The following is a 19,409-nucleotide window of genomic DNA, read 5'->3' on the forward strand; positions in this document are numbered from 1 at the left end:
CAAACAGATTGCTAGCTGCACTTAGAAATGTATTACTTCAAGATTCGGAGTTGAATATCATGTTACCTACTTCCTTACAGTCACGTATTTTTTCATATGGCGCATTGTTTGTTTCCGTAATTGCAATTATTATCGGCGTTTCCTTCTTCTTCACGATGTCGCAAGGTATTGAGCAACAGATTGGAGACCGGGCCTTGAGTATAGCCAGGACAACAGCGGATCGACCCGATGTTCGAGCGGCATTTGAACAGGCTAATCCAACGGACGCATTGCAACCCATTGCAGAAGCGGTGCGACTCAAAACGGAAGCTGAATATGTCGTAATTGGAAACAGCGAAGGCATCCGGTACGCTCATCCTGTTGCTGAAAGAATTGGACAAAAAATGGTCGGTGATGATAATGAACGCGCACTCCTTTTAGGTGAATCCTATATTTCTGAGGCGACCGGAACTCTTGGGGATGCTCTGCGCGGGAAAAGCCCAGTATTTAACGAGGATGGTGTGATCACTGGGATTGTCTCCGTCGGTTTCTTAAGAGAGGATATTTCTTCGATCTTTTTTCAGTATGTAGATAACATATTCTACATCGTACTAATCGCAATTATCCTTGGTATCCTTGGTTCAAGCGTTCTGGCCCGCAATATAAAAAAAGAACTCTTCAATTTAGAACCCGCGGAAATAGCAAATTTGTTCACTGAACGGAATGCACTTATCGAGTCCGTGCGCGAAGGAATTATAATGGTAGACGCCAAAGGTATCATCACAACGGTGAATATGGCCGCTTATGATACGCTTTCCCTGCACAATCAGGCTGAACTTATCGGTCGAACAATTCAGGATGTTCTTCCAAACACTCTCCTTCCAAAGGTTCTTGAAACAGGAGAAAGGCATCTCGATCAACCGATGGAAATCCACGGAAAAAAGGTGATTGTAAACCGCAACCCGATTCTCATCGGTAAACAAATCGTCGGTGCTGTCTCAACTTTCCGATTACAATCGGACATCGACCAACTTACAATGGAATTATCACAAGTGAAACGCTATACAGAAGCACTTCGGGCACAAACGCATGAATACACAAATTTCCTGTATACCATTTCAGGACTTATTCAACTCAATTCATATGACGAGGCGCTAAGCCTGATTCACGATGAGACAGCCGAACACCAATCACTTATCCAGTTCGTAACAAAACGTTTACAAGACCCATTCCTCGGTGGAATCGTCATCGGTTTCTTCAATCGGGCAAAAGAATTGAAAGTTCGCTTCCTTCTTGACGAAGACAGTTTCTTAAAAAGTCTCCCAAAACACTTGGAAAAAAATCATTTCGTTTCGATCATTGGAAACTTGGTTACAAACGCCTTCGAAGCAACGGAATCTTGTCCTGAAGAGAAGCGGATGGTCCGCATCTTCATCTTGGATAACGGGGAAGAAATCTTAATTGAAGTGGAAGATTCAGGACTTGGGATAGCCGATGAAGTGTTGGATGTACTTTTTCAGGAAAAGGTATCTACAAAAGATCGGGAAGACCGCGGATACGGATTGGTGAAAGTAGAAGAAAATGTGAAGAATCTCGGTGGTTCCGTTACGCTTGAAAAAGGTGATTTAGGCGGTGCATTGTTCATCATTTCTATCCCGAAAGGAGGATTTCCGTATGTCGAAACTGATTGAAGTCTTAATTATTGAAGACGATATACGAATTGCAGACATCCACAAACGGTTCATTGAGAAAATAGAAGGCTTCACAATCGTAGGTTCCGCGCATACCGGCGACGAAGCGAAAGATTGGATTACAGCACTATTGCCAGATTTAGTATTACTGGACGTCTATTTGCCCGACACTCTTGGAACAGAGCTAATGGGATTCATCCATGAAAATAGCCCCGAAACGGATATCATTTTTATAACCGCATCGGCAGAAATCGAAATTGTGAAAAAGGCATTCCGCCATGGAGTGATAGACTACATTTTAAAACCTCTCACATTCGATCGTTTTAAAGAGAGCCTGCTTTCTTACAAAGAAAAGAGGAAAACACTTGCAGGTGAAGGGCTTATGCGAGAGGACTCCATCAAATCCCTTTGGAATAAAACAACATCCGTTGCATCGAATACAGAAATCATTCCGCCAAAAGGAATCGATCCCATAACGAAAGAAAAAGTAGTGAATCATATTAAAAGTATGGAAGGCGGTATTACTGCAGAAACACTTGGCTTGGAAATCGGCGTGAGCCGTTCGACCGCTAGACGTTATTTGGAATACCTCGTTACGGAAAAAAGGGCATATACAGAACTTATATACGGTTCTGTCGGGCGCCCGGAAAGAAGATACTTTATCAAAAAACCATGAACAGAATGAACAGTATGACGTTTAACTTCATTATCGAACTTATAAACGTTAACTTTTAGTTATATAAATATTCTGATAGATTGGTGATAGCGAATGAAAGCGCTATCACCAATTTTAATTTAAAGGGGGATTTTTAGAAGATGGGAAAAAAATTAATAACAGTTGCCTTGGCAAGTATATTGGCACTCAGCCTAGCTGCATGTTCTTTGGGAGAATCTGAAGGGAAAGTTGAAAGCGCTACATCTAAGTATCCGGAAAGTAATATAACAATTGTCGCTCCATCCGGTGCAGGCGGTGGATGGGACTTAACTGCCAGAGCAATTTCAAAAACGATGAGCGAAACCAAGCTAATCGATAAGTCCATAGTAGTTGAAAACAAACCAGGCGGCGGTGGTGTTGTTTATATGGCGGAATTCGCAACAAAAGAAGCGAAAAATGATCACGTTCTTCTTGTAAAATCTCCACCAATTTTGATCAATAACAATAAAGCTGAAGGTAACAGTCCTTACGGCTATAAAGATACAACGCCTTTGGCACAGCTGACACGTGACTATGGAGCAATCGTCGTCAAGGCAGACTCAGAGTTTAAAACGTTGAAAGATGTGTTGGAAGCTATCAAAAAAGATCCGAAATCGGTTACACTTGCCGGCGGATCCGCTCCTGGATCGATGGATCATCTTGTCGGTGTTTTACCAGCATTTGAATATGGACTTAATCCAAAAACAGTGAAATATGTATCATACGATGGCGGCGGAGAGGCTGTCGCAGCGTTACTAGGCGGAAATGCAGACGTTATCGCTACTGATGCCTCAACGATTGGCGCGTATATGAAATCCGGTGATGTCCGTGTCCTTGCTGTCAGTTCCTCAGAACGTCTTAGCGGTGAATTAACAGAAGTTCCTACTTTTAAAGAAGAAGGGATTGACGCCGAATTCACAATTTGGCGCGGCATTTTCGGTCCAAAAGAAATGTCTGCAACAGCTACTGATTATTGGTCTAAAAAACTAGCTGAGATGGTGGAAACAGATGAATGGAAAGCGGAACTCGAGAAGAATGGTTGGGAAAGTGAATACCGAAATGCGGACGACTTCACGACTTATTTGGAAGAACAGGACAAAGTTATAGTGGAATTGTTAACAGCACTCGGAATGCAAAAATAACATTATTCGGGCGGCTTCAGTAGCCGCCTTTTCTTTTAAGGAGGTGTCAAAGACTATGAGTAAAACATTCGATCGATACAGCAGCATCGCTTTTTTACTGATTGGCCTTTTATTTGTAATCGAAAGCCAGAGAATTTCGGACAGTGCGTATGGTTCATCAGTTGGACCTAAAATTTTTCCAATGTGGCTTGGCGTTATTCTAATTCTTTTAAGTCTCCGATTGCTATACGAAACATTTAAACACAAAACCGAAAAGACAGCTGAAATGAAGCTTCAATACAAGAAATTCCTTATTATCATTGTAAGCGCGGTTTTGTATGCATTTCTATTGGAAAAGGTCGGATACGTCGTCTCAACGTTCTTGTTTTTACTTATTTCTTTCCAAACAATGGAACGTGGCCGATTACTACCCTCCTTCATCATTGCAGCGGCATTTTCATTTGGAATTTATTATTTGTTCGCGAAACTTCTTGGCGGGTCATTGCCAGGATTTCCTGTATTTTAGCGTGAAAGGAGTTAAACTATGAGCACCTTACAGTTTTTAGCCGATGGGTTCAGTGTAGCTTTTCAATGGCATAATCTATTATTCGCATTCGTCGGGGTCATCATCGGTACGGCAGTCGGCGTGTTACCCGGCATCGGTCCGATGAGCGGAGTCGCCCTCCTCATCCCTGTTACAGCAACGATTACTTCAGGAATGCCGACTGAGGCCGCGGCTGCCAGTTCAATTATTTTACTGGCCGGTGTCTATTACGGAGCAATGTATGGGGGTTCCACGACCTCAATTTTATTGAACACCCCCGGTGAATCTTCGTCTGTCGTCACGACGCTCGACGGTTATCAAATGGCTAGGCAAGGACGTGCCGGTGCAGCTCTGGCAATCTCAGCAATCGGCTCATTTTGCGCCGGAATCATTTCGCTGATCGGCCTTGTACTACTTGCGCAACCGCTTTCCAATGTCGCAATCAAGTTCGGCCCTGCAGAATACTTTTCCTTAATGTTATTGGGTTTGGCTGCGGTAAGCGGACTCGCCGGAAAGTCGATGACGAAAGCATTAATGATGACCGTTTTTGGTCTTATGCTCGGAACAATCGGCATTGACGCAGTTTCAGGAATTGCCCGCTTTACATACAATCAACCGATTCTCTTTTCAGGATTGGAATTCTTAACAATTGCTGTCGGATTGTTTGCGCTCGGTGAAGTATTCAAGACGGTATTGGAGCGTGATGAAGAAGACGGAGCGATTGCAAAAATTAACCGCATCCTTCCGACCAAACAAGATATGAAAGACAGCGCTGTTCCTATTGTACGCGGTTCTCTACTCGGTTTTTTCATTGGAGTACTTCCAGGTGCCGGTGCAACACTCGCATCTTTCTTCTCCTATATAACGGAGAAGAAGTTCAGTAAAAATCCCGAGAGTTTCGGAAAAGGTAACATTGCTGGAGTAGCGGGTCCAGAATCGGCAAATAATGCAGCTTCCGGCGGTGCAATGATTCCTTTACTAACATTAGGAATCCCGGGTTCCGGCACTACAGCTATACTAATGGGTGCACTTATTATGTATAATATTCAGCCAGGTCCTCTTCTCTTTGACGAGCACCCGGATATCGCATGGGGACTCATTGCAAGTATGTTTATCGGCAACTTGATGCTGTTAGTACTGAATATGCCACTCGTTCGTGTGTTTGCAAAAGTCATTCAAACACCTAAGAAATATTTATTACCAATCATCATTGCAATCTCATTTTTCGGGGTATACGCCGTACAGTATACGACATTCGATTTATACTTGTTGCTTGGTTGTGGTATAGCTGGTTATTTACTATCGAAAAATGATTATCCGGTAGCTCCACTAGTTTTAGCGCTTGTTCTGGGACCGATGATTGAAAATAATATGCGGCGGGCACTCACCATTTCAAACGGTGAATTCAGCATCTTCTTTACAAAGCCGCTTTCACTTATTTTCATCATTGTAGCTGTATTATGGCTTGTCATTCCAATGTTATTGAAACTCAAAGGACGGTCAGTTGTTGTGGAAGATGAAGGATAATAAATAACGTAAATTTCAAAAGCGGATTGCCTTGGAGAAAAGGTAATCCGCTTTTATTCTTTAATGGAGTAAGCAACGTTTCAGATGAACTAAACAACGCACGCCACCCGTCATTACCTTCTCACCCACCTATATAACTCATACCGATTTTCTTCCGGTTTTTCACCGTTTGTTCAGTGCGCTCATCCGAATAACGATCGCCGCGACGTTCCCACACTCTTGTGATGGCATCGAGTAATTCTGCATCCGTCATTCCACTGCGAATCAATTCCCTTACATCGAATCCCTCCGAAGCAAACAAACACGTATACAATTTACCGTCCGATGACAGCCTGGAACGTGTACACGTCGAACAAAACGACTCCGAAACAGATGTTATGAAACCCACTTGTGCCCGGTTATCCAAGTATCTATACCTTTTTGCAACTTCACCATAATAATCTTCTTCTGCAGGTTCAATCCCGTGGACTGCGGAAATCATGTCATAAATCTCTTTTTTCGTGACGACCTTTTCGAAGCTCCATCCATTATCATTGCCGACGTCCATGAATTCGATGAATCGCAGCGTGATACCCCGCTCTTTAAAATAAGCAGCCATCGGTAGAATTTCACCTTCATTGACGCCTTTTTGAACAACCATATTGACTTTGATTTCAAAGCCGACCTTTTGAGCATAATCAATATTTGCAAGGATTAGTTCCGGTTTAATCCCACGCCCATTCAGTTTCCCAAAAATATCCGAGTTAAGTGCGTCGAGGCTCATGTTCAACCTACGAAGACCTGCTTCATAAAGGGGCTGGGCGTATTGTTTGAGCAACACACCGTTCGTCGTCAAACCGATATCTTCAATCCCTTCAATCTTCATCAGCTTTTCAACTAATTTCGGCAGATCACGTCGCATAAGCGGTTCACCACCGGTCAAGCGAAGCTTCTTCACGCCAAGTGAAGCAAACAATTTGGCTAACCGCTCGATTTCTTCAAAGGAAAGAAGTTCGTTTTTCGGAAGAAACACATAATCATCACCAAAAACTTCTTTCGGCATACAGTAGGCACATCTGAAATTACATCGATCCGTCACGGATATCCGAAGATCCCGAATCGGTCGTCCGAGTTTATCTAGAATCGCTTCCAAAACTTCATCCCCTTTCCAGGGCTTCCGGTGTATTCACATTTGTAAACATTCGCTTTTCATCGTCGGTCAATACACTTCCATTTATCCACATAACATCGCTATGAGTCAGTAACTTCATAACACTCAGTTGACCGTTTTCCAAAGACTTCTTCACCGCCCGTTTTAATTGCTTATCCCAAATGGATACGAGCGGATGATACCGTCCATCCGAAACAACCCCAGTAACGCCTTTGTCGTGGTGTTCTACCAACTTTAACATGACCTGACTATCTATACACGGCATATCGCACGGCAACACCGCATAGCGGTCCGCTTCCACGGATTCCATCACGGACAGGATCCCTGCAAGCGGACCGAGTCCTGCATACTCAGGTTTATCGATAATAACTTCAACGTCTGCCGGAAAACGCTCCAACAGATTCTGTTGCGTCACGACAATGACCTCGTCACAGATTGTCTCCAGAGCATCCTTTGCTCTTTCATAAAAATACTGCTCTCCCAGTTTGGCGAACGCTTTCGGAGAACCGAAGCGCCTTGATTGTCCACCTGCAAGGACGATACCAACCGTCTTCGTCATCCCCCGCTCACCGGTGGAATGAATGCACATATATCGCCCGATTGGATAACATCTTCTTTTAAGGCATACTCCTCATTCACTGCAACATGTACGGTACTTTTTCCAAAACCTGGATACGCCGTTTCCGCCCAGTCCAGCAGCTCGCGGACAGTCATTGATTCACGATTGATTGTTTCTTCAGGCTTGCCAGTAAGTTCACGCAACCTCGCAAAATAACTCACTTTGATCATATCTACTCAATCCCCTTTTCCGGATATTTCTTCTGACCACCAATCCATTCTTCGCCGTCTTCCCAGATTTCCTTTTTCCAGATGGGTACGACTTCCTTGATGCGTTCAATCGCATATTCATTCGCTTCATAGGCCGCTTTACGATGCGGTGAAGACACCGCAATGACGACAGCAATATCCGAAATATGCATCTCCCCAATCCTATGGGCGATTGCCGCTTTCACGCCAGGCCATTTCGCTTCCATTTCCGCCCCGATTTCCGCCAGTTTTTTTTCCGCCATCGGAACGTACGCCTCGTATGACAAATATAATGTACGGACTCCGTGCGTCCATTCCCGCACATGCCCTGTGAACACAGTGACAGCACCAGCACCGGCATGGAGAACGTAATCGGAGTACTTTTGCGGTTCAATCGGTGTTTCAACAATTTCAAACGGTTTCATCACAATCCTCCTTTTCAATCCAGTTAAGTAACCACGAATCGAGCTGTTCAACATCCAGCGCGGATTCAATATGCGAACTATCTACCGTAATTTCTGGACACCCGATAACAAGCTGAATACCATCCAATTCGCTTAACGACGCCCAATCCAAAGCATCTCTAAGAAGGACTACTTTCTCTCCTTGTTCTTTCTTATACCCTTCGATGAGTAAAATATCCGGTTTGTTGATTGCGGCCAGCATCTTAAGTTCGGCGAATTCAGGCTCTTCATTCAACAGGATTTGAACCGCGCCACCACCTGCAACTACTGAAACATCTGCCCCACTACCAAAAAACTGCATCGTATCTGTCGATGGATTTGGCATAGCAGGCTGTCCACCGTGGCCATGATGCTTTAATACAGCGACTGAAAAGTCTTTGTTTTTCAACAAACAAATCCATCTCGATGTAAGTGTCGTTTTTCCGCTATTTTTATAACCGACAACTTGGAGCGTCTTCATAATTCCCACTCACCAACGCCTTGTTCAGATCCTAGCAACAAAATATCAACTTGAGTTCCCGCTGTGTAACCGCGCGTCCCGCTTGAAAGTACGATTAAGCAATTCCCCCGGGCAATCGATGATACCGCATTGGATTTATTAAAACCTGCGGGTACTGCAACTAAACCTTCCGTCGTCATTTCCCAGAATGCACGAATGAAGCGGGTAAAAGGGTTTGGCTTTGCGAAATCTTCTCCTAATTTCGCTTGCATGCGCGGCATATAAGGCGTGTTGGCACCTTGCATACCAAGAATGGCGGGTCTAGCGAACAATTCAAATCCTGTGAAACAAGCGGACGGATTTCCCGATAGACCGAATAATAGCTTTTCACCAAGAACGGCGACCGTCGTTACACTTCCCGGACGCATCGCAACTTTGTTAAATAAAACCCTCGCTCCCAATCGTTCATAGATTGCGGGTAAATAATCATAATCACCAACAGAAACACCACCTGTCGTAATTAATAAATCAGTTTCAATGAGCGCTTTTTCAACGATTTCAGTGCACGCATCTAGATCATCTTCTTGCATGCCATATGATTTGTAGCTAATTCCCATACGTGTAAGTTGTGCTGCAATCATCGGTCCGTTCGAGTTACGAATTTTCCCCGGTACAAGTTCATCGGAAACTTCCAGCAGCTCCGTGCCTGTCGACAGTATGCCCACGTTGGGACGTTTCGCGACTTTGACTTCTGCATAACCGAACGTTGCCAGAAGTGCTATCGTACCCGGATGGATGAACGCTCCCGCTTCCACAAGACGCTCACCTTTCTTGGAGTCCTCGCCTTTAAAGGAAACATTTTCGTCTCGGCTGAATGGTTTTCGTATTGTGAAACTATCCTGTCCTTCAATCGTTTGTTCCAACATAATAACAGCATCTGCGTTATCCGGAATCGGAGCACCTGTCATGATTCTGTACGCTTCTCCGCGACCGATTCCCCGATCCGCTACATGCCCTGCGCCTATTTCACCAATCACTGTGAACTTGATGCGATTCTCTCCCGATGCACCCGCCGTATCCGAAGCACGGACCGCAAATCCATCATACGGTGATCTATTGAATGAGGGTACATCGTGTTTTGCAATAACCGGTTCGGCTAGTATTCTTCCATATGTATGCTCAAGCGGAATCATCTCTGTTTTTGTTACGTATTTGTTCTCCACGATAAGTGCGATAGCTTCCGATACTTGAATCGGCTTTCTCATTTCCACCATATATTTCCCTCCCCTTCTGCTATACTAATTTTATTATGTATTCTCGAAAGGAATGACTCCCTTGTCAGAGCTCACACATTTCAACGAACAAGGCCGTGCAAAAATGGTCGATGTTTCCGACAAAGTAGAAACGACACGGACAGCTATCGCCAAATCATCCATCATCGTTAATGAAACAATTCATTCACAAATCACAGAAGGCACAAACAAGAAAGGCGATGTTTTCGCAGTCGCTCAAGTCGCAGCAATCATGGCAGCAAAAAGTACTTCTTCCATCATTCCTATGTGTCACCCAATCCCTTTGACCGGTGTTAATATCCAGTTTGAGTGGAACATCGATGAAGTAGCCGCTCATTATGAAGTACTCATCGAAGCTGAAGTAAAGACAAAAGGCGTAACCGGTGTTGAAATGGAAGCACTGACTGCTGCCTCCGCTGCTGCACTCACTATTTACGACATGTGCAAAGCGGCCGGCAAAGAAATGGTCATCGGCCCGACAATGCTTTTGCGTAAAACTGGCGGTAAAAATGGAGATTATGAAAGACAATTGTAATTAGCTCTAAGGCTCACTTCAGGTGAGCTTTTTTATTGTCAGTCGAACTAATTTCATAATTGTTCATTTTGATTGAAGACTCTAATATTAATGAAATCTCGTAATCGATTATTCTTTTACGTGGATTTCCGTTGATTGTAACGGAAGGCGGCGACTCCAGCGGGAAAAGCTAGGAAGAGAAAGAAGTTCACTCTTCCATAGCTGAAAGCCCCGCAGGAACGCAGTGACGAGGAGATTGAAGCCGTGCCCGCGGAAAGCGTCCGCCTGGAGTGTAAATCAACCTTGTTCGGATTTTATACTAAATCTCCTATTTTGAAATTGACTCAGTCATTTAAGTGTTTTGTAAGTTCATGCACTATATGGTGAATCTCAGGCAAAATTAGCTTGTCCATTGCAAGTTCCACTGCTTTCACGGATCCGGGTAGTGCGAAAAACGCCTTTTCTTTCACTACACCTGCTGCCGCCCTGCTTAACAGCGCCTTCGATCCGACATCCTCCGTATAGCTCAAATAACGGAACAACTCGCCGAATCCATCTATTTTCTTGGTAAAATAGGGAGATATAGTTTCGATTGTGACATCACGGAAACCAATGCCCGTGCCGCCTGTTGAAATAATCGCATTTACGTTAGGATTCCTCAACCATTCTTCGACAATAGATTCAATTTCCATTGCATCGTCTTGACAAAGCCATGATTCAAATACATGATGTCCTGCGGATTCAAGCTTTTGACGAATTGTCCAACCACTTCGATCATTCGACACATTACGTGTATCACTCGTCGTCAAGACACAAAAAACTAGTTTTTTCTCTTTTTCAGTTTCACTTAAGTGCGACAAGCCCATTCCTCCGATTTACCCAAAAAGTTGATGGTATAATTTACGACCTATCTTCATGTCCTTCAATCCGTGAATTAACAAGCGCCCATTCTTGAACAATATACAACGATAGCCCTCTGCGTTAAATTCCACAAAAAAAGGAGTCATTTTATAGGGTTTCCCCAGGCGCTTAGCAACTATTTCTCCATCTACTAACGTCAATGAACGACCTGTTTCAGGTATAATCTGGACCGTATCACGACCGCATAATACCGCGTATCCGGTTCCTCCTGCACGATGTAGCGCTGGATACGTCGGCGTATTTCCGCATGTCTCACATACTTCGTTTCGCATACGGGAAATCCCTGCTTCTACATGAGTATTGTTCCACACATCGAAATGGAATAGCTTCTTGCGCATTGCATCTATATTCCCTGTTAACCATTTCAGTGCCTCTGCACTTTGATGTGCAGCTGTAATTTGCACTGCAGGTGCAATAATTCCCGACGTGTCGCAGGTTTCGTTAACTGACGGCAAGACTGGCAATAAGCAGCGGAAACATGCCGATTGACCGGGTACAAATGGGAATACCGTACCTGAACTACCAACACAAGCCCCATAAATCCAAGGAATATTATTTTTCCATGCGATATCATTTATTAGCAGACGTGTTTCAAAGTTATCCGTCGCATCCATGATTAAGTCAGCGTCAGCGATAATTTGTTCCATAATAGGTCCATCTACATGATCAAGCACAGTTACGATGTCAATGTCTTCCCGAATCATTTTCAACCGAATTTCAGCAGCAACCACTTTCGGTATACCGTCCCGCGCATCTTGCTCAGTAAACAGCTGTTGTCTTTGCAAGTTTGAAGGTTCTACATAATCCCGATCTGCAATCGTTAGTTTTCGCACACCACCTCGGACAAGAGTCTCTGAAATAGCTGAACCTAAAGCTCCGCACCCAATAACAATAACGTGGGAAGAACTTAACTTGTCCTGCCCAGGTCTCCCAATTGGCTTGAACAACGTTTGTCTTGAATAGCGGTTTTCCAATGTCTACTCCTCCTTTGAACCACCCTCACATTCACTTCATTTAGAAGTGGGAGATTCCTACGACCACCGACATAACCGTCCACCGCTTAAACGAGTCGTCCAAGCTTCTAAGGGAGGCTACGCCCTTCATACGCGTGAAGGTGGAGTCTTCTTTCGGAAAATCGATAAATTGAAGCGAGTCAAAAGCCAGAACAATTGTATGCAAGCCGCTCATTAAATACGCTAGATAGTGATGTTCATTTTCTAACACGCGTAGAGCCGATAAGTCGAATTTAAACTTTTGAGCCTCAGCAATTTGAAACACGCCTTTCTACTAAAAATTTAATAGTTTTTTACGTAGCGCATATTCAACGAGCTCAGGTCTGCTTTTCAACTGAAGTTTTTCCATTATTCTAGCTTTATGTGCTTCAACAGTCTTAACAGAAATATATAGTTTCTCCGCAATTTCTTTATTTCCAAAACCTTTCGCTGCAAGCGGGAGAACCTCAATTTCACGTTTTGTTAAAATCTTAAAGGGATCATCTTCTACCACTTCCGTGCCATGTTTAACAAACTCACGGACAAGTGAAGTGGCCATAGCAGGATGAATAAACGTATCCCCCGCGTAAACTGTACGTATCGCGGCAAGCAACTCACCATCGGGCGCATTTTTTAGAACAAAGCCCGATGCCCCATTTTTCAACACATGAAATAAATACTCTTCATCATCATGCATTGTCAAAATCAGAATTTTTGTTTCTGGAAAATCTTCGTTAATTTTACCGGTGGCAATTAGTCCGCTCTCTCCAGGAGGCATGCTTAAATCCAGCAACAATACATCTGGTCGGTGCTTTGCGACTAATGCATACGCTTCTAGACCGTCTGCGGCAGTGGCAACGACTTCCATATCACTTTGATAATTCAGGATATGCATAAATCCACTACGAACGACGGCGTGGTCATCTGCAATAATTATTTTCATTTGCTTTCCACCTCTTCCTCAGTTGCGATAAGTGGGATTTCCAAACGAACTGAAGTACCTTTGCCAATATTCGATTGAATAACGAATTGGCCATTCACTAGTTCTGCGCGTTCTTTCATTCCATAAAGGCCAAGACCCGTACCAATTGGGTTGACTTTATTTCTGTCAAACCCTGCTCCTTTATCATACACATTCAATTCGAGATGTCCTGAAGATTCAAACAACCTAACGAAAACTTCGTCTGTTTCTGCATACTTAAGCGCATTAAGAACAGACTCCTGACAAATCCGATAGACAACTGTCTCGATTTCGCCATTATATCTTTTTGCCTCAAGTTCAGCAGTAAAATGTACGATTAGACCATAATTTTTCTCAACCCATTTAAAATGTGTCCTAAAAGCAGCTTCAAGGCCAAGGTCATCTAAAGTAGCTGGTCGTAACTCAACGGACAAGTGGCGAATTTCATCCAGTAAACGCATCAATGAACCTTCCGTTTGTTGAATCTTTTTGAGTACCTCGGTATCGACATTCATGTACTTCAATACACGCAAATCAACAAGGGAACTTAACATTTCCTGAGCTACACTATCATGTAATTCTCTCGACAACCTCTTGCGCTCATCTTCTTGTGCTTTAATTATATTTTTCGTCATGGTTTTCTGGTTAAGTGTTTCTTGCGTCTTGTACTGCTTCGTCAGATTTCTCAACATAAAGACACGGATCCCATTTTCTTCATCAATGGTCTGGTAACTAGCCGTGTACGGAATTATCCCTTTGCCTTGTGTATCCAGGTAAACTTGAAATGAGCTGAAATCATTTTGTGGACTTACCAAATAGCAAGATAGGCATGTCTGAAGTTCCGATTCACTCGTATACCCTTTACAAGACATACAGATTGCTTTTACATCTCCCGCAATCATTTCATCCAGTACTTCCGCACCTATAATAAGTTCGGCTGCATTATTCATGTCAATTATTTTTCCAGCCGAGTCAAAAAAGAAGATGGCCTCAGCTGAATTGTCGTACATTTTCATTAACAAGTCTGTCAACTGAAAACTCCCGAAACGCATCACTGTTTTACCATCTCCTCATTATAGTACGGACCGAATCTCAGACCGACATGATTTATAAATTCTAAAAATTCTTCCGCAGTCATCTTTTTTTTCTCTCGATAAGCTACAAGTAACACACCATTGACGCGATTGTATTTATAAAGAGGTATTGCTCCGAAACTTTTTATGTCTTCTGAAACAATAAGCGGATAGTTAAACAGATCCATTGAATCAAGTTCCACGTCTACATCGTGAACAAAAAGTGGTTTTCCTGATTTAAAAACATGCCCAGCAACACCTTTTCCTGTTTGCAAAGTGATACGTCTATAGCGGCTGCTGTGATTGCCTGTTACGTATTTCCATTTATGGGCGAAACGCATTTCCGCTGTCTCAACTAGTGCAAGAGCGACAAAGTCGAAACCGAAAAATGATTGTAACCGCTCTATTTCTTGCTGGTAATTAAATCTTAATGGTTCATCCATTCCTATTTCTCCCTATATAGAAAAAAGGCAAAACTGCCTTTTTTCGTTCATTAGTTTTCATGGTTCCTTCTATACAGGATATAGCTTCTTCCTACATAATTCAACGGTACAAATTTTCACCCGTCGGTCTTGGAAGAGCCATTTGACTCTTCTTACCCTGCGTACGTGGGCGGCAGTGCCGGTTTGAAAACAGGCAGACCTTTCCCGTAATTCAGGAATAACTCATGGTCAATATAGAAATGCTGCCTTTCCGTTAATGTTCTGAACGGAACCCGCCGTTCGATATTCGTCGTGATTGGCGAGTAGCGCCATGTGGGGAATACCCTCATAAAAGAAAAGGTTAAAGCGCCTGGAGCTAGCTTTTGTTTCTATCTTCAAATAAAAGCCGCTTACTCTGTCCATAGCGGACTAGATTAAGCGACCTTTTTCGAATCGATATATATGCGTTGCGACTTTCTCTGCCTCCATCAAATTATGCGTCACCATAATAATTGGGATATTCAAATCACCTTGTATATCTGTAATGACTTTAAGTGCGTCATGACGCGCCTTATCGTCAAGGGCAGACAGTGGTTCATCCAGAAGAAGGATATCAGGTTCCGTCGCAAGTGCCCGGGCGATTGCGGTTCGTTGTTTCTCGCCGCCAGACATTTCATGAGGGTACGCGTTACGTAGATGATGGATTCCGAATCGTTCAAGAAGCAGTATTGCTTTTTCGGTTTTCCCCGTAGACTTCATGCCGTATTGAACATTCTTCTCTGTCGTCATATGAGGGAATAAAGCATAGTCCTGCATGACATATCCGACGTTGCGTTTTTCAGTTCGGCGAGACTTTTCAGCTGCTGAAAAATAAGTGATATCCCTCATACGAATATAACCCGAATCGGGATGAACGAGACCTGCAATCATATCGAGACAAGTCGTTTTTCCAGAACCCGATGGTCCAAATAAAACACCCACTTCGCCTTTAGCGGTTTTAAGTTCTACATTAATTGTAAAATCGGGCAGTTTTTTGACGAGATGTGCGTCAAGCATTTCGAGAAGTCCTCCCTTTCCTTTTCAAAGTGAAGCGGCGTAAATTGCGGTTCGACCACCAGCTTAGCCAAAGTATTGCGCTAAACCCTAGTGTGATGATGATAATTACCCAAAATGTCGCCGTATTCATGTCCCCAGCTTCAACCGCAAAGTAGATTGCCATTGGGATGGTGTCTGTCAGTCCTGGAATATAACCCGCTATCATAAGTGTTGCCCCAAACTCACCAAGCGCTCGGGCAAACGTTAAAACGACCCCCGCTAGCAAACCTGGCCATGCTAGTGGAAACGTAATCGTTCGAAAAACGCGCCATTTCGAAGCACCTAGTGTATGAGCTGCGGCTTCTAGTTTCCCATCGACTTGTTTAAATGCGGCCGATGCACTTTGATACATGAGTGGAAATGCGACAATAGTTGAAGCAATAACGGCCCCTATCCACGAGAAAACAATTTGTATATTTGCGTATTCATACAACCATTTCCCTAGAAGCTGCTCTTTACCGAAAAGGATTAGAAGTCCGAATCCAACGACAGTCGGCGGTAATACAAGTGGCAATAGGAAGAATGCTTCAATGATGGTCTTTCCAAAGAAGTTTTTCTTGGCAAATGTGTGTGCGAGGAACGTACCCACGAGAAAGACGATGATTGTTGCGATGGCCGCGACTTTGATAGAGAGTATGAGTGGCCCGTAACTGATGTCTTCCATTGGCATTGTCCCCCTTTTAGTTTGTAAATCCGTAGTCAGTCAGGACCTCTTGGACCTTCTGTGTCTTCATGTAGTCGAGAAAGGCATGTGCAGCTTCCGGCTGTTCTGTAGACGCCACAATTGCGCCCGGGTAATCAGCAGAAGAATGCAATTCCGGATTAATTTCCAAGATAACTTCTACTCTATCAGACGACTTGGCGTCACTTGTAAAGACAATGCCCCTCTCGGCGTTTCCTGTTTCGACAAACGTTAGTACTTGGCGTACGTCTTTGCCAAAGACTAAAGTTGGTTCAAGTCCTTCCCATTCTCCCATTTCCACAAGCGCTTCCTTTGCATAGATTCCAGCTGGGACTGTATCCGGGTTACCTATAGCAAAGTGGGTCTCTTCAGTCATTAACGGATTCCCCGCATTCAACAGTGAATGCACACCACCTTTTTGCTGAATGACAACCAACGTATTTTTTGTGATTGTTGCACGCGTGTTTGGTTCAATTTTATCTGCTTTCTCAAGCATATCCATGTCTGTACTGTTCGCAGAAATGTAAACGTCGACAGGCGCACCGCCTTTTATCTGCTGGGCAAGTTTTCCCGAAGATCCAAAAGTAAACGTAACTTTAATATCTTTATTGGTCTCTTCGAATTTGGAGGCAATATCCGTTAACGCAGGTGTCATGCTTGAAGCGGCAGCCACAAGTATTTCCGTTTTCGTACTGGCATCTGAGTTGGAGCACGAACCAAGGATGAGTGTTAGTAGCATTGTAATTAGGAATGTAAGACGTTTCATACTGTCCCAGATCCTTTCATATCTATTTTTATGATTAAGCCAAGAACACCCGTGACTTCAGTCGTGGGAGGTTCATTACTTTAATCAATCACGCTTCTATGATGTTAAATTACAGTGTAGCTCGGACACGACCGAATGAATTGTTGCTATCGAGATGGACATATTCATATGTCACTTTTTACATCAATGCGAAAAGAGCTTTCCATAGTACAAACCTAGGACAGCCCTCATTTTATCTTATAAATTATTATCCTCGGAATAAACAGCAATCAGCAGGACGGCCTCTTTTTTACCTATATTTTTAACAAAATGGGGCACACTAGCATTCCAGCTGAATGAGTCACCCTCTTTTGCAATAACCGAGTCTTCGCCTTGTTCAGCCAGTACAGTGCCCTTGAGGACGACATGACTCTCTTCACCTTCGTGGGCAATCGCTTCACCGGTCGATGCACCTGGCGGTAGTTCAACGTGCATCATCCGCAAACCGCTTTGGGAAGTAAGATGTTCTATCTTTATGTCGTTAAAAGTTGTATACACTCGATCTGTTTTTCTTACCACTTTCATATGTTGCTTTTTTTCAAGTAGTAAATAGGGCAGCGGTACTTCTAAGTAGTTCGCAATTGCTTGCAAAGTGTTAAGGGAGGGCGAGGTATTATCGTTTTCAATATTACTGATAAACCCTTTTGACAGGTCAATTTGTTCGCTCATTTGCGCGATTGTTATTTTCTTCCGCTTACGTATATCTCGTATTTTCGAGCCAATTTCCACGTCCATCCCTCCAAAATTATTGATTTATATTTCTAATAGTAACACAAATTTGTTGACGTTTTCCGTGAAACGGTGTTATGTTATAAAATACAAATATCCATACAAGAATACTTTTGTTGGTGAAGGGAGAAATAGGTTCTGGCAACACGCTTAACTTTGGTAGTGGTAAAAGACGATGAAACGATTGAACGATGTATGCGTGATGTTGCTCGCACGGTTAAATAGTCAATAGATATTCCGGTACAAAACAAATAGCAATAAATCGTTTTACCGTCGGAAGTCAATTGAAAAGCGAAGTTAACTATTTTTTTAAATTCTATGTTCACTTATATGAATATATTATTTTCAAGAGAATATAAAATGGAGGGTTTGATAATATGGAAAATCAGCTAATTTATCAGCTTCGTACCCCTGAGAATATTGAACATGGAAAGAAATATCCAGTCATTTTCTTATTGCACGGTATGGGAAGTAATGAAAAAAATATGATGCCTCTCGTTTCCGGGATAGAAAATGACCTGTTTGTTTTTAGTATAAGGGGTCCTCTCCAACAGCCGCCAGGTAATGCATTTTTCACTATTCAAGGATTCGGGAATCCACATAGAGACGCATTTGACGGTGCTGTAAATAAACTTGAAAACTTCATCGAATACGCGGTAGAAAACTACCCAATCGATGCACGTGAGGTCTTTTTCATGGGCTTCAGTCAAGGTGCAATCTTGTCCATGACTCTTGGATTGAAGCTTGGAAACCGTATAAAAGGAATTATTGCGCTTAGCGGTTATATTCCTGCTTTCGTAAAAGAAGAGTATGACATTCAATCACTTGATGGAGTCTCAGCATTCATCTCTCACGGCGAGCATGATCAAGTTCTACCGTTTGAATGGGGCGTTGATGCCGAAGCATTTTACAGTCAAAATGGAGCCACTTCAACATTCAGCAAATATTCAGAAGGTCATACAGTTTCCAACGAAAACTTCAATGATTTCACGGCATGGTTCAATAATATATCCAATAAATAAAGAAAAGAAAAGAAAAATTAGGGGGAAATAAAGATGAATAAATTAAGTTTAACTACATTTTTGCTAAGAATTGTTTTGGGAATAAGCTTCTTTGTACACGGATTTGTTAAATTCCAAGGTGGAATCGAAAATACTGTTGGTTGGTTTGATAGTATCGGCATTCCAGGATTTTTAGCGTATGTTGTTGCTTCGGTTGAATTGGTAGGTGGTGCTGCACTCATTTTAGGACTTGGAACAAGAATTGTTTCTGCACTGCTCGCTTTAATCATGGTTGGAGCAATACTGAAATCTAAACTCGCCATTGGATTCTTAGGTACTCCGGAAATGGCTGGCTACGAACTCGACCTTGCATTTTTAGTAATTGCGATATTTTTAGCTGTAAACGGAAGCAAGCTTTGGTCAGTGGATGAAGCTGTATTTAATAAAAAAACGGAGAAATAAGTTACTTGATCACATACTGGGCACTACGTGTATAGTTGTTTTTG

23 protein-coding genes are annotated in these 19,409 nt (G+C 43.0%); 8 read left to right on the forward strand and 15 right to left on the reverse strand.

The annotated features are described in order from the left end of the window. Window positions 1-59 precede the first annotated feature (59 nt). From AC1TO6_RS08820 to AC1TO6_RS08840, 5 genes are all read left to right on the forward strand, one after another. Window positions 60-1,670, forward strand: coding sequence for an ATP-binding protein (locus AC1TO6_RS08820; protein ID WP_482101229.1), 1,611 nt, complete (start codon window positions 60-62; stop codon window positions 1,668-1,670). Continuing rightward, complete coding sequence (locus AC1TO6_RS08825) at window positions 1,654-2,346, forward strand: response regulator (RefSeq protein ID WP_482101230.1); 693 nt, start codon at window positions 1,654-1,656, stop codon at window positions 2,344-2,346. The genes AC1TO6_RS08820 and AC1TO6_RS08825 overlap by 17 nt, the downstream gene beginning before the upstream one ends. A gap of 140 nt (window positions 2,347-2,486) precedes the next feature. Further along, window positions 2,487-3,506 carry a Bug family tripartite tricarboxylate transporter substrate binding protein gene (locus AC1TO6_RS08830; protein ID WP_482101231.1) on the forward strand — a complete coding sequence of 340 codons (1,020 nt, stop codon included), beginning with the start codon at window positions 2,487-2,489 and terminating at the stop codon, window positions 3,504-3,506. A 55-nt stretch (window positions 3,507-3,561) separates the two neighbouring features. Next, window positions 3,562-4,011 (forward strand): tripartite tricarboxylate transporter TctB family protein, encoded by a 450-nt coding sequence (locus tag AC1TO6_RS08835; RefSeq protein WP_482101232.1) that lies wholly within the window; start codon window positions 3,562-3,564, stop codon window positions 4,009-4,011. Between the two features lie 18 nt (window positions 4,012-4,029). After that, window positions 4,030-5,556, forward strand: coding sequence for a tripartite tricarboxylate transporter permease (locus tag AC1TO6_RS08840; protein ID WP_482101233.1), 1,527 nt, complete (start codon window positions 4,030-4,032; stop codon window positions 5,554-5,556). Window positions 5,557-5,677: 121 nt separating this feature from the next. Here the strand turns inward: AC1TO6_RS08840 and moaA are convergent, their stop codons facing one another. From moaA to AC1TO6_RS08870, 6 genes are read right to left on the reverse strand one after another with little or no spacing between them, the layout of a single operon-like run. Continuing rightward, the gene (moaA, locus tag AC1TO6_RS08845) at window positions 5,678-6,688 is read right to left on the reverse strand and encodes a GTP 3',8-cyclase MoaA (protein WP_482101234.1); all 1,011 of its coding nucleotides are present in this window, start codon (window positions 6,686-6,688) and stop codon (window positions 5,678-5,680) included. Between the two features lie 4 nt (window positions 6,689-6,692). Further along, window positions 6,693-7,265 (reverse strand): molybdenum cofactor guanylyltransferase, encoded by a 573-nt coding sequence (gene mobA, locus AC1TO6_RS08850; RefSeq protein WP_482101235.1) that lies wholly within the window; start codon window positions 7,263-7,265, stop codon window positions 6,693-6,695. After that, window positions 7,262-7,495 carry a molybdopterin converting factor subunit 1 gene (gene moaD / locus AC1TO6_RS08855; RefSeq protein ID WP_482101236.1) on the reverse strand — a complete coding sequence of 78 codons (234 nt, stop codon included), beginning with the start codon at window positions 7,493-7,495 and terminating at the stop codon, window positions 7,262-7,264. Before moaD ends, mobA begins: the two co-directional genes overlap by 4 nt. Window positions 7,496-7,497: 2 nt before the next feature. Beyond that, window positions 7,498-7,938: a molybdenum cofactor biosynthesis protein MoaE gene (locus tag AC1TO6_RS08860; RefSeq protein ID WP_482101237.1), complete on the reverse strand. Its 441-nt coding sequence runs from the start codon at window positions 7,936-7,938 to the stop codon at window positions 7,498-7,500. Beyond that, the gene (gene mobB / locus AC1TO6_RS08865; protein ID WP_482101238.1) at window positions 7,925-8,437 is read right to left on the reverse strand and encodes a molybdopterin-guanine dinucleotide biosynthesis protein B; all 513 of its coding nucleotides are present in this window, start codon (window positions 8,435-8,437) and stop codon (window positions 7,925-7,927) included. Before mobB ends, AC1TO6_RS08860 begins: the two co-directional genes overlap by 14 nt. Further along, a complete protein-coding gene (locus AC1TO6_RS08870) occupies window positions 8,434-9,690 on the reverse strand; it encodes a molybdopterin molybdotransferase MoeA (protein WP_482101239.1) in 1,257 nt (418 codons plus the stop codon). The genes mobB and AC1TO6_RS08870 overlap by 4 nt, the downstream gene beginning before the upstream one ends. Window positions 9,691-9,751: 61 nt before the next feature. Between AC1TO6_RS08870 and moaC the strand changes: the two genes are divergently transcribed. After that, on the forward strand, window positions 9,752-10,243 hold the full coding sequence (gene moaC, locus AC1TO6_RS08875; RefSeq protein ID WP_482101240.1) for a cyclic pyranopterin monophosphate synthase MoaC: 492 nt from the start codon (window positions 9,752-9,754) through the stop codon (window positions 10,241-10,243). A 323-nt stretch (window positions 10,244-10,566) separates the two neighbouring features. Here moaC and AC1TO6_RS08880 read toward each other — a convergent pair whose 3' ends face one another. From AC1TO6_RS08880 to AC1TO6_RS08920, 9 genes are all read right to left on the reverse strand, one after another. Continuing rightward, complete coding sequence (locus AC1TO6_RS08880) at window positions 10,567-11,088, reverse strand: MogA/MoaB family molybdenum cofactor biosynthesis protein (protein ID WP_482101241.1); 522 nt, start codon at window positions 11,086-11,088, stop codon at window positions 10,567-10,569. A 9-nt stretch (window positions 11,089-11,097) separates the two neighbouring features. Then, complete coding sequence (locus AC1TO6_RS08885; RefSeq protein ID WP_482101242.1) at window positions 11,098-12,117, reverse strand: ThiF family adenylyltransferase; 1,020 nt, start codon at window positions 12,115-12,117, stop codon at window positions 11,098-11,100. 313 nt (window positions 12,118-12,430) lie between these two features. Further along, the gene (locus AC1TO6_RS08890; RefSeq protein WP_482101243.1) at window positions 12,431-13,078 is read right to left on the reverse strand and encodes a response regulator; all 648 of its coding nucleotides are present in this window, start codon (window positions 13,076-13,078) and stop codon (window positions 12,431-12,433) included. After that, entirely contained in the window at window positions 13,075-14,148 is a 1,074-nt protein-coding gene (locus AC1TO6_RS08895; RefSeq protein ID WP_482101410.1) for a sensor histidine kinase, read from the reverse strand. The genes AC1TO6_RS08890 and AC1TO6_RS08895 overlap by 4 nt, the downstream gene beginning before the upstream one ends. Further along, window positions 14,148-14,612: a GAF domain-containing protein gene (locus AC1TO6_RS08900; RefSeq protein WP_482101244.1), complete on the reverse strand. Its 465-nt coding sequence runs from the start codon at window positions 14,610-14,612 to the stop codon at window positions 14,148-14,150. The genes AC1TO6_RS08895 and AC1TO6_RS08900 overlap by 1 nt, the downstream gene beginning before the upstream one ends. Before the next feature lie 408 nt (window positions 14,613-15,020). After that, window positions 15,021-15,647, reverse strand: coding sequence for an ATP-binding cassette domain-containing protein (locus tag AC1TO6_RS08905; RefSeq protein ID WP_482101245.1), 627 nt, complete (start codon window positions 15,645-15,647; stop codon window positions 15,021-15,023). Next, window positions 15,640-16,350, reverse strand: a complete 711-nt coding sequence (modB, locus tag AC1TO6_RS08910) for a molybdate ABC transporter permease subunit (RefSeq protein WP_482101246.1) — start codon at window positions 16,348-16,350, stop codon at window positions 15,640-15,642. The genes AC1TO6_RS08905 and modB overlap by 8 nt, the downstream gene beginning before the upstream one ends. 16 nt (window positions 16,351-16,366) lie before the next feature. Beyond that, a complete protein-coding gene (gene modA, locus AC1TO6_RS08915) occupies window positions 16,367-17,134 on the reverse strand; it encodes a molybdate ABC transporter substrate-binding protein (protein WP_482101247.1) in 768 nt (255 codons plus the stop codon). Between the two features lie 237 nt (window positions 17,135-17,371). Further along, complete coding sequence (locus AC1TO6_RS08920; protein WP_482101248.1) at window positions 17,372-17,902, reverse strand: helix-turn-helix domain-containing protein; 531 nt, start codon at window positions 17,900-17,902, stop codon at window positions 17,372-17,374. Between the two features lie 377 nt (window positions 17,903-18,279). On the opposite strand from AC1TO6_RS08920, the gene AC1TO6_RS08925 reads away from it, so the two are divergent. After that, window positions 18,280-18,924 (forward strand): alpha/beta hydrolase, encoded by a 645-nt coding sequence (locus tag AC1TO6_RS08925; protein WP_482101249.1) that lies wholly within the window; start codon window positions 18,280-18,282, stop codon window positions 18,922-18,924. Between the two features lie 33 nt (window positions 18,925-18,957). Continuing rightward, a complete protein-coding gene (locus AC1TO6_RS08930) occupies window positions 18,958-19,365 on the forward strand; it encodes a DoxX family protein (RefSeq protein ID WP_482101250.1) in 408 nt (135 codons plus the stop codon). Window positions 19,366-19,409: the final 44 nt, after the last annotated feature.

It is taken from the genome of Sporosarcina sp. Y352 (assembly GCF_056786535.1).

What these genes read in the sequence shown, in the direction of transcription:
- mobB (WP_482101238.1), bottom strand. Translation starts at nt 8,437, where the DNA reads ATGAAGACGCTCCAAGTTGTCGGTTATAAAAATAGCGGAAAAACGACA.
- AC1TO6_RS08840 (WP_482101233.1), top strand. Translation starts at nt 4,030, where the DNA reads ATGAGCACCTTACAGTTTTTAGCCGATGGGTTCAGTGTAGCTTTTCAA.
- AC1TO6_RS08880 (WP_482101241.1), bottom strand. Translation starts at nt 11,088, where the DNA reads ATGGGCTTGTCGCACTTAAGTGAAACTGAAAAAGAGAAAAAACTAGTT.
- moaD (WP_482101236.1), bottom strand. Translation starts at nt 7,495, where the DNA reads ATGATCAAAGTGAGTTATTTTGCGAGGTTGCGTGAACTTACTGGCAAG.
- modA (WP_482101247.1), bottom strand. Translation starts at nt 17,134, where the DNA reads ATGAAACGTCTTACATTCCTAATTACAATGCTACTAACACTCATCCTT.
- AC1TO6_RS08835 (WP_482101232.1), top strand. Translation starts at nt 3,562, where the DNA reads ATGAGTAAAACATTCGATCGATACAGCAGCATCGCTTTTTTACTGATT.
- AC1TO6_RS08825 (WP_482101230.1), top strand. Translation starts at nt 1,654, where the DNA reads ATGTCGAAACTGATTGAAGTCTTAATTATTGAAGACGATATACGAATT.
- modB (WP_482101246.1), bottom strand. Translation starts at nt 16,350, where the DNA reads ATGGAAGACATCAGTTACGGGCCACTCATACTCTCTATCAAAGTCGCG.
- AC1TO6_RS08820 (WP_482101229.1), top strand. Translation starts at nt 60, where the DNA reads ATGTTACCTACTTCCTTACAGTCACGTATTTTTTCATATGGCGCATTG.
- AC1TO6_RS08870 (WP_482101239.1), bottom strand. Translation starts at nt 9,690, where the DNA reads ATGGTGGAAATGAGAAAGCCGATTCAAGTATCGGAAGCTATCGCACTT.
- AC1TO6_RS08930 (WP_482101250.1), top strand. Translation starts at nt 18,958, where the DNA reads ATGAATAAATTAAGTTTAACTACATTTTTGCTAAGAATTGTTTTGGGA.
- AC1TO6_RS08890 (WP_482101243.1), bottom strand. Translation starts at nt 13,078, where the DNA reads ATGAAAATAATTATTGCAGATGACCACGCCGTCGTTCGTAGTGGATTT.
- AC1TO6_RS08830 (WP_482101231.1), top strand. Translation starts at nt 2,487, where the DNA reads ATGGGAAAAAAATTAATAACAGTTGCCTTGGCAAGTATATTGGCACTC.
- mobA (WP_482101235.1), bottom strand. Translation starts at nt 7,265, where the DNA reads ATGACGAAGACGGTTGGTATCGTCCTTGCAGGTGGACAATCAAGGCGC.
- AC1TO6_RS08895 (WP_482101410.1), bottom strand. Translation starts at nt 14,148, where the DNA reads ATGCGTTTCGGGAGTTTTCAGTTGACAGACTTGTTAATGAAAATGTAC.
- AC1TO6_RS08900 (WP_482101244.1), bottom strand. Translation starts at nt 14,612, where the DNA reads ATGGATGAACCATTAAGATTTAATTACCAGCAAGAAATAGAGCGGTTA.
- AC1TO6_RS08925 (WP_482101249.1), top strand. Translation starts at nt 18,280, where the DNA reads ATGGAAAATCAGCTAATTTATCAGCTTCGTACCCCTGAGAATATTGAA.
- AC1TO6_RS08905 (WP_482101245.1), bottom strand. Translation starts at nt 15,647, where the DNA reads ATGCTTGACGCACATCTCGTCAAAAAACTGCCCGATTTTACAATTAAT.
- AC1TO6_RS08860 (WP_482101237.1), bottom strand. Translation starts at nt 7,938, where the DNA reads ATGAAACCGTTTGAAATTGTTGAAACACCGATTGAACCGCAAAAGTAC.